Annotated in this window: 16 protein-coding genes; 8 read left to right on the forward strand and 8 right to left on the reverse strand. The window is 40.7% G+C overall.

From position 1 onward, the window contains the following. The first annotated feature begins 9 nt into the window (after window positions 1-9). From pdxH to pdxY, 3 genes are all read left to right on the forward strand, one after another. Entirely contained in the window at window positions 10-663 is a 654-nt protein-coding gene (gene pdxH / locus AC4IFT_RS17005) for a pyridoxamine 5'-phosphate oxidase (protein ID WP_490752020.1), read from the forward strand. A 160-nt stretch (window positions 664-823) separates the two neighbouring features. Then, window positions 824-2,098: a tyrosine--tRNA ligase gene (gene tyrS, locus AC4IFT_RS17010; protein ID WP_206084053.1), complete on the forward strand. Its 1,275-nt coding sequence runs from the start codon at window positions 824-826 to the stop codon at window positions 2,096-2,098. 193 nt (window positions 2,099-2,291) lie between these two features. After that, window positions 2,292-3,155 (forward strand): pyridoxal kinase PdxY, encoded by an 864-nt coding sequence (pdxY, locus tag AC4IFT_RS17015; protein WP_490734763.1) that lies wholly within the window; start codon window positions 2,292-2,294, stop codon window positions 3,153-3,155. 66 nt (window positions 3,156-3,221) lie between these two features. Here pdxY and gstA read toward each other — a convergent pair whose 3' ends face one another. Further along, window positions 3,222-3,827, reverse strand: coding sequence for a glutathione transferase GstA (gstA, locus tag AC4IFT_RS17020; RefSeq protein WP_490734892.1), 606 nt, complete (start codon window positions 3,825-3,827; stop codon window positions 3,222-3,224). Window positions 3,828-4,132: 305 nt separating this feature from the next. On the opposite strand from gstA, the gene AC4IFT_RS17025 reads away from it, so the two are divergent. Further along, window positions 4,133-4,999, forward strand: coding sequence for a DUF817 domain-containing protein (locus AC4IFT_RS17025; RefSeq protein WP_490752022.1), 867 nt, complete (start codon window positions 4,133-4,135; stop codon window positions 4,997-4,999). A 7-nt stretch (window positions 5,000-5,006) separates the two neighbouring features. On the opposite strand, the gene sapF is transcribed toward AC4IFT_RS17025, so the two are convergent. From sapF to pspF, 7 genes are all read right to left on the reverse strand, one after another. Further along, on the reverse strand, window positions 5,007-5,810 hold the full coding sequence (sapF, locus tag AC4IFT_RS17030; protein WP_490734767.1) for a putrescine export ABC transporter ATP-binding protein SapF: 804 nt from the start codon (window positions 5,808-5,810) through the stop codon (window positions 5,007-5,009). Then, complete coding sequence (sapD, locus tag AC4IFT_RS17035; protein ID WP_490734769.1) at window positions 5,810-6,805, reverse strand: putrescine export ABC transporter ATP-binding protein SapD; 996 nt, start codon at window positions 6,803-6,805, stop codon at window positions 5,810-5,812. Before sapD ends, sapF begins: the two co-directional genes overlap by 1 nt. Then, on the reverse strand, window positions 6,805-7,695 hold the full coding sequence (gene sapC / locus AC4IFT_RS17040; RefSeq protein WP_490734771.1) for a putrescine export ABC transporter permease SapC: 891 nt from the start codon (window positions 7,693-7,695) through the stop codon (window positions 6,805-6,807). The genes sapD and sapC overlap by 1 nt, the downstream gene beginning before the upstream one ends. Then, on the reverse strand, window positions 7,682-8,647 hold the full coding sequence (gene sapB / locus AC4IFT_RS17045) for a putrescine export ABC transporter permease SapB (RefSeq protein ID WP_490734772.1): 966 nt from the start codon (window positions 8,645-8,647) through the stop codon (window positions 7,682-7,684). The genes sapC and sapB overlap by 14 nt, the downstream gene beginning before the upstream one ends. Then, a complete protein-coding gene (gene sapA / locus AC4IFT_RS17050) occupies window positions 8,644-10,329 on the reverse strand; it encodes an ABC transporter substrate-binding protein SapA (RefSeq protein WP_490734774.1) in 1,686 nt (561 codons plus the stop codon). The genes sapB and sapA overlap by 4 nt, the downstream gene beginning before the upstream one ends. 351 nt (window positions 10,330-10,680) lie before the next feature. After that, window positions 10,681-11,286 carry a hypothetical protein gene (locus AC4IFT_RS17055; RefSeq protein WP_490752024.1) on the reverse strand — a complete coding sequence of 202 codons (606 nt, stop codon included), beginning with the start codon at window positions 11,284-11,286 and terminating at the stop codon, window positions 10,681-10,683. 532 nt (window positions 11,287-11,818) lie between these two features. Beyond that, on the reverse strand, window positions 11,819-12,829 hold the full coding sequence (gene pspF, locus AC4IFT_RS17060; RefSeq protein ID WP_490734778.1) for a phage shock protein operon transcriptional activator: 1,011 nt from the start codon (window positions 12,827-12,829) through the stop codon (window positions 11,819-11,821). 276 nt (window positions 12,830-13,105) lie between these two features. On the opposite strand from pspF, the gene pspA reads away from it, so the two are divergent. The 4 genes from pspA (at window position 13,106) to AC4IFT_RS17080 (ending at window position 14,702) form a co-directional block, all read left to right on the forward strand. After that, complete coding sequence (pspA, locus tag AC4IFT_RS17065; RefSeq protein WP_490734780.1) at window positions 13,106-13,771, forward strand: phage shock protein PspA; 666 nt, start codon at window positions 13,106-13,108, stop codon at window positions 13,769-13,771. 71 nt (window positions 13,772-13,842) lie between these two features. After that, window positions 13,843-14,073 carry an envelope stress response membrane protein PspB gene (gene pspB, locus AC4IFT_RS17070; protein ID WP_206084065.1) on the forward strand — a complete coding sequence of 77 codons (231 nt, stop codon included), beginning with the start codon at window positions 13,843-13,845 and terminating at the stop codon, window positions 14,071-14,073. After that, window positions 14,073-14,429 (forward strand): envelope stress response membrane protein PspC, encoded by a 357-nt coding sequence (pspC, locus tag AC4IFT_RS17075; RefSeq protein WP_219248637.1) that lies wholly within the window; start codon window positions 14,073-14,075, stop codon window positions 14,427-14,429. The genes pspB and pspC overlap by 1 nt, the downstream gene beginning before the upstream one ends. A 93-nt stretch (window positions 14,430-14,522) precedes the next feature. Then, on the forward strand, window positions 14,523-14,702 hold the full coding sequence (locus AC4IFT_RS17080) for a phage shock protein PspD (RefSeq protein ID WP_490752026.1): 180 nt from the start codon (window positions 14,523-14,525) through the stop codon (window positions 14,700-14,702). The last annotated feature ends 47 nt before the right edge of the window (window positions 14,703-14,749 follow it).

Below are 14,749 nucleotides of genomic sequence, written 5' to 3' on the forward strand. Positions count from 1 at the left end.
GGATATAAAATGAATGAGATAAGTGAAGTTGACCTTGCATCTGTCCGACGTGAGTACACGAAAGGTGGGTTACGACGCAATGACTTAACACCTAATCCATTAACCCTTTTTGAGTTATGGATGAAGCAGGCGTGCGAAGCGAAGTTAAGTGACCCGACCGCCATGTCAGTTGCGACAGTAGACGAAACAGGACAACCATACCAGCGCATCGTGTTGTTAAAGCACTTTGATGATAAAGGGTTGGTGTTTTATACCAATATGGGTAGTCGAAAAGCACAACATCTTGAAAAAAATAATAAAATAAGCTTACATTTCCCTTGGTATCCACTTGAACGCCAAGTGAACTTTACGGGCGTTGCTGAGCGTTTAAACCCGATTGAAGTGGTGAAATATTTTCACAACCGGCCTAAAGATAGCCAAATTGCTGCATGGGCTTCAGCTCAATCCTCTAAAATTTCGGCTAGAGGAATTTTAGAGGGTAAATTTTTAGAGCTAAAACAAAAATTTAAAAATGGGGAAGTTCCTCTACCAAGTTTTTGGGGAGGCTATCGAGTCGTATTTAATAGTGTTGAATTTTGGCAAGGTGGTGCTCACCGTTTACATGACCGTTTTTTATACCAACGAGAAGGGGATGGCTGGAAAATTGATAGATTAGCCCCTTAGGATCATGTTTTTTAGCTGGCACTTAATTGATATGCGCTTTATGCTATAGACTCGTTTAAGAAAATTGACAAATTATACTGGCGAGTTTGCGATATTAATCAAAAACGCGTTGGTCATTCAAACTAAAATAGATAGACAAATACAACTGATGGAGTCATTGATGTCTAGCAATAACCTGATTAAACAATTGCAAGAGCGGGGCCTCGTTGCCCAGGTAACGGATGAGGATGCGTTAGCAGAGAGACTGGCGCAGGGCCCTATCTCTCTCTATTGTGGCTTCGATCCTACCGCTGATAGCTTGCACTTGGGACATCTGGTTCCCTTGCTGTGTTTAAAACGATTCCAACTAGCCGGGCACAAGCCTGTGGCGTTGGTAGGTGGCGCAACGGGCCTTATCGGCGATCCGAGTTTTAAAGCTACTGAACGTAAATTAAATACCGCAGAAACCGTTCAAGAGTGGGTAGAAAAAATCCGTAATCAAGTTTCACCGTTTTTAAGCTTCGATTGTGGTGATAACAGTGCGCGTCTTGCTAACAACTATGATTGGTTTGGCAAAATGGATGTACTGACTTTCTTACGTGATATTGGTAAACATTTCTCTGTTAATCAAATGATCAACCGCGAGTCTGTTAAGCAACGCCTTAACCGTGATGATGTTGGTATCTCTTTCACTGAGTTTGCCTATAACCTGTTACAAGGTTATGACTTTGCAAATATGAATCATGAAATGGGTGTAGAGCTACAAATTGGTGGTTCTGACCAATGGGGTAACATTACCTCAGGTATCGATTTAACACGTCGTCTTCACCAAAACCAAGTATTTGGTATGACAGTTCCGTTGATCACGAAAGCGGATGGTACTAAGTTTGGTAAAACAGAAGGTGGCGCAGTCTGGTTAGATCCGAAGAAAACTAGCCAATACAAATTCTACCAATTCTGGATTAACACTGCGGATGCTGACGTTTATCGCTTCTTGAAGTTCTTTACCTTCATGGAACTAGACGAAATTAACGCGCTAGAAGAAGAAGATAAAAATAGCGGTAAAGCACCACGTGCACAATATGTTTTAGCAGAGCAAGTGACTAAATTAGTACACGGTGAAGCGGGCTTAGCTGCCGCGAAACGTATTACTGAGAGCTTATTCTCAGGTGCAGTTTCTGATTTAACTGAAGCAGATCTTGAACAATTAGCGCAAGATGGCATGCCATGCATCACTTTAGAAGAGGGCGCAGACTTGCAACAAGCACTTGTTGATTCAGAGTTAACGCCATCTCGTGGACAGGCAAGAACTGCAATTAGCTCGAACGCAGTCTCCATCAATGGTCAAAAACAAACAGAACCAATGTATGTCTTTACTGATGCAGACCGCTTATTTGGTCGTTATACCCTTATCCGTCGCGGTAAGAAAAACGATTGCTTAATCAATTGGAAATAGCTCTGACTAACCTTTGTAATATCAGCCCGGAATTTTCCGGGCTATACTCGCGATAATTCAAGTTGGATGGGTGTTGATTGGGCTAGTTTCTCTTGTCACTAACATGTAATTTGAATTAGTTGAGTATATTTATATCAGCAATGGCTAATCACTGATTTCTCTTCATTCGATATAACAATTCTCTGGGTCCTCAATGAAAAGCGTATTATCAATTCAATCCCATGTTGTTTTCGGCCATGCAGGAAACAGTGCTGCTGCATTCCCTATGTGCCGTATGGGCGTAGATGTGTGGCCACTCAATACCGTACAATTTTCTAATCACACGCAGTATCCTCAATGGACGGGAAGTGTATTTCCTGCGCAGCATTTAACCGATATTGTTGAAGGCTTAGCTAAGATACATAAACTTGAGATATGTGATGCTGTGTTAAGTGGTTATATTGGTTCTGCAGAGCAAGGTGACGATATTCTTGCGATTGTGAAAAAAGTGAAAGCCGCCAATCCACAAGCCTTATATTTTTGCGATCCTGTGATGGGGCACCCTGAAAAAGGGTGTATTGTTGCGCCTGGTGTCTCTGAGTTTTTGTGTGAAAGAGCTTTAGCTGCGAGTGATGTGATTGCGCCAAATCTGCTTGAATTAGAAACTTTGGCTGGAAGAACAATCAAAACGGTGGAGGAGGCCATTGGTGCTGCCAGAGCGCTTTGTGACAAAGGGCCAAAGATTGTTCTTGTGAAACATTTGAGCCGTGCAGCTTATCGAGCTGATCGCTTCGAAATGATTTTAGTTACCGCAGAGCATAGCTGGCACATTAGTCGTCCATTAGTTGATTTCGGCGAAAAACAACCTGTGGGTGTTGGTGATTTAACGAGTGGTTTGATGCTAGTGAATTTATTAAAAGGTGAACCTTTAGATAAAGGCCTTGAGCATGTTGCTGCCGCAGTCTATGAAGTGATGATTAAAACAAAAGAGATGGGCGAATATGAGTTACAACTTGTCGCGGCTCAAGACCAAATGGTTAACCCAGAGCATAAGTTTTGTGCAACTCAAGTAGACTGATTTCTGGTTTATTGCTTATTGAATAGAGATAGCGCCCTTTAGATTTAGGGCGCTATGATTGAAATCTTAGATTAAACCTTCCGCTTTTAAAGCCTCTTGGACATTCGGGCGTTTTGCAATTTTAGCCATGTAATCTTGCAGGTGCGTTAAGCTTGATAAATCTAGGCCAACGTGTTTTGCCCATCCACTTACCGTAAATAAATAGGCATCCGCAACACTAAAACTGTCACCTGCAAAGAACGGCTGTTTTGCTAACACGGAATCGACATATTTGAATTTATTTAATAATGTCTTACGAACTGTTTCTTTATAGTCTTCCGGCGTTCCTGGCGTAAATAAAGGTGAGAAATTTTTATGAAGCTCAGTAGAAATAAAATTTAAAGCTTCCATTTGGTGATAGCGTTTCATTGAACCAGCAAGTGCTATTAGGTTTCTATCCGGTTTTTGGTCAGCGAGATACTGAACAATAACTGCACCTTCAGTGAGTTGCTCACCATTATCTAACACTAAAGTAGGTACTTGGCCTTTTGGGTTTATTGCTAAGAAATCTGCGCCTTTCTCTGTCTTTTTCTCTTTGATATTTACACGTTCAATCGTGAAATCTAATCCAGTTTCACGCAAAATAATATGGGGGGAAAGGGAACAAGCACCGGGAGCGTAATACAATTTCATCATAGAACTCCTAAGTTATAAAATAGGTGATAACTCGCAAATAAACATCTCTCTTGTTAAGTATATCACTACTTTCTGTTAGCAAATTGCCATCGGGTGCGAGCGTCACTATAAAACGTGAATTTAAATGAAAGTGCGAGTGAATAATGCCTTGTGGTGTAAACTTAGATATTTCAGCTAAAGATGAAGAAACTAAAGCGTTTTAAGATAGTTACCTTACCATATTAAAAACGTATTTGATAAAATCCCCCACTGACTGATGCATAAAAATGAATAATAAATTTAAATAATAAGTGAGTGAATAAATGGGGAGTATGAGTCATAAGCTCAATTTTTTAGGTCAATTAGATCAAAAACTCATGGCACATACGCCAAATAAGAGTCACGGCATTAAGCGTTTTATTTTAGAATTTTGGTTTTTTGGGCTTATCAATGCACGTTCTTGTTTATTTGCTGGTTTTTTCTTTTTAGCGCTATTTTTAGTGCCGGCTAAAGGTATTTTAGGATTACCCCGTTATGATGCTTTGCTGATTTTTGCCGTTACATTTCAAGCCTTATTAGTGTGGTCAAAATTAGAAACATGGGATGAGTTAAAAGCGATTTGTGTGTTTCATTTGGTTGGTTTTATGATGGAGTTATTTAAAACGTCAGCCACTATTGGTTCATGGCAATACCCAGACGAGGCTTTTACCAAGCTTTGGGGTGTACCACTTTTTACGGGGTTTATGTACGCAGCGGTAGGGAGTTATATCATTCAGTCATGGCGCTTTTTTAAGGTTAGAATCGAACATTACCCACCATATTGGCTGGCAACCTGTGTTGCGCTGGCGATTTATATTAATTTCTTTAGCCACCATTACATTGATGATTATCGCTGGTACTTAACCGCATTTATTTTTGGTTTGTATGCACGAAGTGTGGTGTTTTATACGCCACTTGATAAAGAGCGCAAAATGCCACTGTTGCTCGCCTTCATGTTAATCGGTTTTTTTATCTGGCTAGCCGAAAATTTTGGAACTTTTTTCGGGGTTTGGCAGTATCCCAACCAAATCGGGGCTTGGTCAATGGTTCATGCTGGGAAATGGGGAGCGTGGTCTCTGTTGGTGATAGTGACATTTACGATTGTCGTTCACCTTAAACATATTAAGGCGAACGTTACCGTTGCTCGTTAATCTATGATTACAAGTCTTGCCGCCATGCATCAATAGACAGTGGCTCGCCGAAATGACTTTCTATTAAACGGCGGGTTACATCATGGAGTGGTGCGGCAAGTACTTCAGCTGTATTGCCACGCTCCACAACTTCGCCTTTATCCATCACTAACATTTTATCGCTAATATGCTTCATCATCCCAAGGTGTTGAGTGACATAGATATAAGCGATGTCATGTTTGGCTTGTAAATCTAACATTAAGTTAATAATTTGCGAACGCATGGACATATCTAAAGATGCTAATGCCTCATCTGCAACGATAATCTCTGGTTGTAATATAAGGGCACGGGCAAGGGCAATGCGCTGTTTTTGCCCTGACGCTAACATATGAGGGTAATATTCGGCGTGATCAGCCAGCAAGCCAACTTGGCGCAAGGTTTGAATGATCCGCCTTTCTCGTTCAATACCCGTTAAATCAGTATTAAGTTTTAACGGCAATTCAAGGGTTTGTCCGATACGCTGCCGAGGGTTTAGAGAGGTGCTAGGGTCTTGGAAAATCATCCGGATGCGTTGACTACGGTAACTATAATCGCCAAAGTTGAGACGCTCTCCACCTATCATAATGTCCCCGCCGGTGGGCTCTACAACCCCAGAAAGCATGCGTGCTAACGTTGATTTTCCCGAACCATTCGCCCCAATGATTGCAAGGGTCTGGCCTGCTTGCAAATTAAAGCTAACGGGCTTCACAGCTTGCAGTTCGTGGCGATGGAACAAGCCTTCACGAAAGCGGAACGTTTTCGTTAGGTTACGGACTTCTAATAACGTTTCCATTAGGGTTGCTCCTCAGTATTGAGTGGGTAATGGCAAGCCACTAAATGGTTTTTGATATTACGCAGTTGTGGGGCTTCAATGCAGGTGCGTTGCGCATAAGGGCAACGCGGCCCAAGCCGGCAGCCAATCGGTAAGTGCTCTAAAGAAGGGATTGCACCGGGCAACGTGTTTAATCGACCTTTATGGGGAATAGGGCTTTCAAAGTCAGGGATGGAGCGGATTAAGGCTTGTGTATAAGGATGACGCGGGCGCTGTAAGATATCCTCAGGCGTCGCACTTTCCACTGTTTGCCCGCAATACAAAACATTAATTCGGTCGACTAATTTTGACATCATCTCCATATCGTGGCTGATTAACAAAATCCCCATATTATTGTTTTGATTTAATTTATCGAGTAAACGGAAAATTTGCGCTTGCGTAGTGGATTCCATGGCATTTGTGGGTTCATCCGCAATTAATAAGCGAGGTTGATTAGCGATAGCGATGGCTATCATCACTTTTTGGCATTCGCCATCGGTGAGCTCATAAGGATAGCTGCGCATGATATCTTTATGATCTTTAATACCAACTCGATGTAAAAGTTCAATCGCACGACGTTTTCGCCAGTTGAAGCGTTGCCACCAACGGCCTTTGTATGTCCAACCTGGAATGGATTGGATCAACTGCTTACCAATATCAGCCGCTGGGTCGAGGCACGATTGTGGTTCTTGGAAAATCATTGAGATATTATGACCGATTAACTTGCGGCGTTTGCGTGGGCTAAGTTTTAGTAAGTCGATGTCTTGAAAACGAAAGCGGTCAGCAGTAACACGGATATTATCTTTGGTTACGCCACAAATGGCCTTGGCTATCAAACTTTTCCCTGAACCAGATTCGCCGACTAAGCCACGAATTTCACCCTCAGAAAGCGTCATCGAGACACGGTCAACGGCTTTGACAGGGCCATTGGCAGTCATAAATTCAATGGTTAAATTACGGATGTCTAAGAGTGGCATTATTCAACCCCCGCATTGATGGCGCGGTGTAACCCATCACCTAGTAGGTTGACAAATAAGACGCTGACCATAATTGCAACGCCGGGTAAGATCACCGTCCAAGGTGCCACATAAATCAGTTCTAAGGTATCACCTAACATAGCGCCCCATTCAGAAGAAGGAAGCTGCGCCCCTAAATCTAAAAAGCCTAAAGCGGCAATATCAAGAATAGCAATAGACAGAGCACGAGTCAGTTCTGTGACTAAAATAGGGGTAATATTGGGTAAGACGGTATACCACAAAATAAAGATGTTTGAGGCGCCATCAAGGCGGGCGGCAACAATGTATTCTTTATCTAACTCATCATGTACGGCAACGTAAATTGTTCTGACCATTCGCGGTATCAATGCAAGACAAATGGCCAACATGGCATTTTCAAGGCTCGCCCCCATAAATGCGACAACAATAATCGCTAAAAGTAATGAGGGGATGGATAACAGTGTGTCGAGAATATGGTTAAAGACGGCAGATTTTAACCCTTTTGTCATCCCAGCAAGGCAACCTAGAACTAAGCCAATAACGGTAGCAATAAAGGTGACAAAGATTGCAGAGCCAAACGTGGATTTAGTCCCAATTAATAAACGGCTTAAAATGTCACGCCCAAGATCATCAGTACCGAAGAAGAAAGCAACATCACCATAATGAGACCAAGAAGGTGGGGTTAATTGGTATCCCAAAAACTGCTGATCTAAGGCATACGGTGCGAGATAAGGACCAATAAAACACAAAATAAGCAAAAATAACACGCCAAAAAAGCCAACCATTGAAACGATGTCCGATGAGAATAAATTCCATACCACCCGTGTTGGGGATGGCATTTTCTGTTCACGATAAAAATTATCTGAGGACATACCAATCCTTATGTTTTAACGGGTCCATCATCGCGCCTAAAATATCAGAAAGCACGTTGACAGTAATCACTAATGCACCAATTAGCATAACACCAGCAGAAATCGCGGAATAGTCTTCTTGGCGGATTGCAGTTACCAGCCAACGCCCAAGTCCCGGCCAGTTAAACACCAATTCAGTCACCATAGTGAGTGTTAGCATTGTCGAAAATTGTAGGCCAAGCTTGGGAATAATTGGGGGAATAGCATTATGAAAAATATGGCGACGAATAATTTTAAGGCGTGAAAGGCCACGAATTGCAGCCGCTTTGATGTAGTTTTCACTCGCGATTTCTTCAGTACTGTTTCTCACTAAGCGAATGACTTCAGTCGTTGGTGCTAACGCAAGGGTGAGGACAGGCAAAATCATATGCTCTAATACGTTGATTATCATATCTTTACGATAAGGTGAGTCGGAAAGCCATGCATCAACTAGCGCAAATCCTGTAACGGGTTTCAGGTTATAGAGGAGGTCAATACGGCCTGAAACAGGGAGCCAGCCAAGGTGTAATGAGAAAAACAGAGTCAGCACTAAAGCGAGAACAAATACGGGAACGGAAAAGCCCAGTAAGGCAAACACACTAATAGCAATATCTGCGGGTTTATTACGCCAAAACGCGGCAATAATGCCAAGGGGGATACCCGTTGTTAAGGCAAAAATAAACGCCAAAATACACAGTTCCATGGTGGCGGGGAAGGTGTCTTTGAGCTGCTCAGTGATTGGCTCGCCATTAATGCTGGATACGCCAAAATCAAAATGCAATAAACCGTCAAAGTAAAAAATATACGCATCAATGAGAGAGGCACCACTGAGCGGGGCATTAGGGGTGAAATAGCTTAGACTAAAACTCACCAGCGACAAAAAGAAGACGGTGACCAATAACAGCAAAAAGCGGCGTAATGAGTAAATGATCATGGTTGCGCCTCTTGTTTTTTCGGTGCAGCTTGTGGTTTTTGCTCCATTTCACGGTACACCCCTGCAAAAGATGTGTTTCCAAAGGCACTGATCACTAACCCTTTCATATCAAAACGATAAGCTTGTAAGCGCAAAGAATAAGCTAGAGGGAGAATAGGGAGTTCTTCACCTAAAATTTGCTGAGCTTGATGGTAGTAGTCAATCCGTGAGGCTAATTGCTGTGTCAGTAATGCCTTATGTAAAACGTCATCAAATGAGGGGTTACACCAGTGGCTTAAGTTGGTTTGTGAACCAATTGCCGCACAGCTGAGTAAAGGTCGGAAAAAGCTATCTGGGTCGTTGCTGTCTGTCGTCCAGCCCGCTAACGTCATATCGTGGGTTCTATCCATTAGCTGATTTTCTTGGAAACGACCTTCAACAGAACGGATATTCATGGTGATCCCGACTTGGGCTAAGTCCGCCTGAATAAGCTCCGCCATTTTTAATGGACTCGGGTTATAAGATTGTGATGCAATAGGTACCCACAAATCTAATTTTAAATTTTCTAACCCCATATCCTGTAACATTTGTTTGGAAAGCTCAGGGTTGTAATCGGTAATTTTTGCTTGATTATCATAAGCCCATGAAGCTCGTGGTAAAATAGATGCTGCTGTTTCCGCAGTGCCATAATATATCGATTGCATTAATCGTTCATTATTTATAGCGTAAGCAATTGCTTGGCGCACCTTGAGCTGATCCAGTGGTGGCTTACTGGTATTAAACGCTAAATAGGCAATATTCATCCCAGAACGCATGGAAATGCGTAAACGAGGGTCATCACGTAGGACTTTTAGCTGGCTAGCGGCAGGATACGCCAACACGTCACATTCCCCAGTGAGGAGTTTAGAAATACGCCCCGTGCCGCCTGCCCCCATATCAACCACGACTTCTTCCATACGAGGTTGGCCTTTCCAATAGTGGTCATTTCTTAGCAGGCGTACAAATTGACCAGCTTGATAATCATCTAACTTAAATGGTCCAGTACCGACAGGGCGCCAGTCAATCAATTCTTGGCGGTTAACACTTGAAAGTGAGTCTGCATATTGGGCAGAAAGAATTGGAGCGTAGTGGGTCGCTAAATGCCATAGAAACGAGGCATCAGGGGAGTTCAAACGAAATTCCACTGTGTAATTATTAATTTTGCGAATGCTCTGCACGCTACTTGCAAATTGCAGACTATCGAAGTAGGGATAACGACCACCATTAATATAATGATAGGGGTGGTTCACTTCAAACATTCGCGCAAAACTAAAAACCACATCGTCCGCATTCATATTGCGTGATGGAGTGAACCAAGGCGTCTCTTGAAATTTAACATCTTTTCTTAGGTATAACCGATAAGTTGCCCCGTTATCGAGGATTTCCCAACGCTCGGCTAACTCTGGAATAAGGCGGTAGGTAAATGGGTCGACATCCAGTAAGCGGTCATATATTTGTGCGCCAAGGGGATCAACGATAAGGCCACTACTCACTAGTTGTGGGTTAAATGTTGTTACAATACCATTCACGCAGTAAATGAATCCCTTTTGGCGGATATCCGCAGGGACCTCATTCGCTACAATGTCAGTATAACGCTCTTGGCTACTGAGCGCATTGGCAGAGGCAAATATAAGAAATAAAAACCAAAGAGTTAGTCGGCGCATAACACTGATATCGTTAACCTGAATTGACCTATTGTAGCGCAAAAAAGGGCGTTCTGGGTATAAGCAAAATTCGAGTTAGTAATTGCTCAAAAAACAGGCAAGAAAAGTAAGAATATAATTTATGAAAGTTAAATTATTAAGTTTATCATTGAAGTATGTCTTAATGAGAAAAAATCTCATTAAAAAGCTTTACAAATGACACTGATAACTATTATCATTCGCTTTGTCACTTAAGTATATACTTATGTCGACAGGCATGACATTGCTCACATTGCTTCCAGTGTTTTATTTGATAGCCAGCTTGGGTGCTGGCTTTTTTTTATCTATTTTTTAATACACAAAGTGTACTTGTTATTCTAAACCAACAAATTTTAGGTCTTCTTCAGTAACATTACCTTGCAGTGTACATAAAAAACGGACGACACCACGTTGTTCATCCTTTTCAATAATCATCATTTTTTCAGCAGCATAGGGCTCTAAGCCATAATTTTGAGCCGCGTATTCATTAAATATCCATTTATCTTTTAAATTATGCCGGATCATCGGGGCGTAAATATAGCTCTTACCAATCTTAAGAATGCTAATTTTTGTCGATGTGTGCCGGATAACTTCATCAAGACTTTGCGTTGTTTCAAAGCCCCAAAAATAATACTGCCCCCGCATACCCATGTAGGTAAAATTATCATACTTATCAAAGTTTGAATGGCTGACAAAAAAACGGTTAAAAGTGACAACACCTGTTGGGGAAAAGTTAAGATCGACTGAAAAAGGTATACTATTGTTAAGGTTAGCTTGCTTTAACGTTTCTGAAACATCCTGTAGAACAGGGTATTCATTCATTTTTTTGAAAAAGGAGGCATCACAGTAACTAAAAGTTCGCATTAATGATTCGGCATAGCTCACATTCGATATCCCTAAAAGCAACAAAGGGATAGCAAATTTATTTATTTTTTTCATAATAAGCTCCTTGTGCTATAGAAATGATATGAATATAAATATCATATAAATATATTTATCATTGTGGTGAATTATGACAATCTGTAAAAAAAGTAGATAAAACTAAAAGATGCAAATTACGTTCTTAACTGTATTGAAATTTTAATTTCAATTTTAATTAAACTGAAAAAGAAAAAATGATAAATAATTTGAATGAAATGATTTTCCATTACCAGCATAGTCGATGTGGTATTTTTTCTTTTTATTGATATTCATCGGGAATTTAACTTTGGTCAAATTATTTTTTCTGTTAATTGATATGAATATAATATTTTTATTTAAGCTTTATGTTATTGGAAATAGTCATTATTAGGGGGAGTGTTTGGCTAATAAATTGTTATTATGAGGAAATACTTAATTATTTTAATTTATACAATAATGACATTGAAATATTTAGTAAGAAAAAAGACCTTTAAAAAACAAACAGTGGACAAGCAATGAATTAATAGCCTAAGTAATATCGATTAACATTGCTTAAATTAGATTAGGTTTATCAATTTTCTATTTTGATTTGATACTTTTTCATTAACCCGCGCAATTGATCGTAACTTAGAGATAGGGACTGGGCTGCCTTTCGCTGATTGTAATGGTTCTGCGCAAGCGCTTGTTCAAGTAGCTGTTTTTCAATATCTTGTTGCCATAATCGCAAATTACAAGGTAGCGTGGGTAAAACACTTGATGAATAAGGAACTTCCGTTTTTTTTGTCGTAACCTCATGTAACTCAGCAAGTCTTTCACCAAATGGGTCAAACACAATGGTATTAACAGGATTCGCTTGATCGCCATGGCGGTAGACAGAACGCTCAATGACATTTTTTAGCTCTCTCACATTTCCCGGCCAAGGGTATTGCAATAAAGCTTGCTCAGCTTCAGTAGTAAACCCCGTAAAGTGCGAACGCTTTAGCTCCCCACACATTAAAATAGCGAAATGCTCAGCAAGTAATAGGATATCAGGTTGGCGTTCACGTAAAGGCGGGATACGGATCACGTCAAATGCGAGTCTATCCAGTAAATCTGCACGAAACCGACCTTGCTTGGCAAGTTCAGGTAAATTTGCATTCGTTGCACAAATTAAACGCACATCCACACGTAGAGATTGGCTACCGCCTACACGTTCTAATTCACCATATTCGATGACTCTTAATAGCTTTTCTTGTACAGACATTGGTGCCGTTGCGAGCTCATCAAGAAACAAAGAACCTTTATCTGCACGCTCAAAGCGGCCTTGGTGGCGTTTTTGTGCACCTGTAAATGACCCCGCTTCATGGCCAAATAGTTCAGAATCCAGCAAATTCTCATTGAGTCCACTGCAATTGAGAGAGATAAAGGCTTCTTGCCAACGAGGAGAAAGGTAATGTAAACGGTCTGCAATTAGTTCTTTACCCGTACCGCGTTCTCCAATGACTAATACGGGTTTATTTAGTTGGGCAAGTTCGGATGCTTGTTCGAGCACATCTAAAAAATTACTGGAGACGCCAAGGATCGTATCGTTAGTATTTTTCATGGTCAAATTTACCAAAAGTTGGTTTTAATTACCTATTCATTAACTATAAACGAAATGTGAATGATGTAAAGGTGATTTACTAATTTCAATAAAATCAACCAATTATTAAAAATTAAAAAAGTTGGCACGCAGGTTGCAATGTTTTTTCTAAGAAAGATGTACCAAAGATTGAATGCAATAAAATAAATTGTTTAACTTACGGAGCGTCAGATTGGCTGGAAGCCAAATCAGGTCAGGCGCTACAGAAATGATAAATCCATCAAGAGGAAATAAATAATGGGTATTTTTTCACGTTTTGCCGACATCATTAATGCAAATATCGCTTCGCTTTTAGATAAAGCTGAAGACCCGCAAAAAATGATCCGCCTGATGATTCAGGAAATGGAAGACATGTTAGTTGAAATTCGCTCAACATCTGCGCGTACTTTAGCCGAGAAAAAAGGTTTAGAGCGTCGTATTGAAATGGGTGAAAAACAAGTTGCTGACTGGCAAGAAAAAGCGGAGTTAGCGCTAGTTAAAGATAAAGAAGATTTAGCGCGTGCGGCTTTAATTGAAAAACAAAAAGTCAGCGCGATGGTTGATACTTTAAAACATGAGCTGATCATTGTTGATGAAACATTGGCTCGCTTAAAAAGTGAAATTTCAGAATTAGAAAACAAATTGCAAGAAACACGTGCGAAACAGCAGTCGATGGTGGTTCGTATGGAAGCCGCACAATCTAGCCGCAATGTTCGTCGTCAATTAGATAGCGGTAAGATGGATGAAGCGATGGCGCGTTTTGAGCAATTTGAACGCCGTATTGACCACATGGAAGGTGAGGCTCAAAGCTACGGTATCGGTAAGCAAAAATCGTTAGATCAGCAATTTGCTGAACTTAAAGCTGATGATGAAATTAGCGCGCAGTTAGCGGCACTTAAAGCTAAAATTAATAAAGACCAGTAATTGTATTTTGCCACTCTGATGGTTTGTGTCAGAGTGGCAAATAGATATAACCATATTGATAAGGAAATGTGATGGGCTACGTTTTACTGTCTCTCGTATTAATCATTTTTGTTATTTTTGTTCTGCCTGTTTGGTTGTGGTTGCACTACAGCAAAAAAAATAACGGACAGGGGAGCCAGCTAACTGAAAATGAAGTGCAGCGCTTAATGCAATTAGCGGAGCAAGCTTCACGCATGCAGCAACGTATTAAGACGCTTGAAGATATTTTGGATGCAGAACACCCGAATTGGAGGCAAAAATAATGACTCAATTTCGCAACCGTAAACTTTACCGTTTGTCAGACAGACGTGTGTTTGGTGGTGTATGTTCTGGTATTGCGGAATATTTAGAATTACCCGTCGCTTTGGTCAGGGCATTAGCCGTTTTGGCTTTATTTATGAGCTTTGGTATCACACTCATTTTGTATATTGTTATGTGTTTTGTGGTGGAAACCGCCCCAAGTGGGTATCGAAGTGAACAAGATATTGGCCCTGAAGTTAGCAGCTTGATCAATCAAATTGATATGCAGCTAAAATCAGGTGAAATGAAGCTACGCCAAATTGAGCGTTACGTCACTTCAGATACTTATACCGTTAACAGTAAATTCCGCGATTTATAAACTAATTTCATAGCCATCACAGAAAAGGGGTTAGGTTTTTACCGAATCCCTTTTGCTTATTGTTTTTGTGTATAGGGAGTGGAGATACGCGATATGACAAAAATTTCTCAACAGCGAATCAAAAAATACGCAAAACAACGTATCCTAGCAAAAGCTTTTAAGATTGTTTTTGTATTCTTACTTACTTATGGCCCTGCGGGTATCCTAGGGAAGATCATTAAATTATTGAGCAGCAAATGGATAATTAATTTGCTCATCAAACGTTTAAGCTAATACAGTTTGTATTATGCCAAATTATTGCGCAAAATATTGAGTAAGAT

The organism is Providencia sp. UF-183 (genome assembly GCF_058246155.1).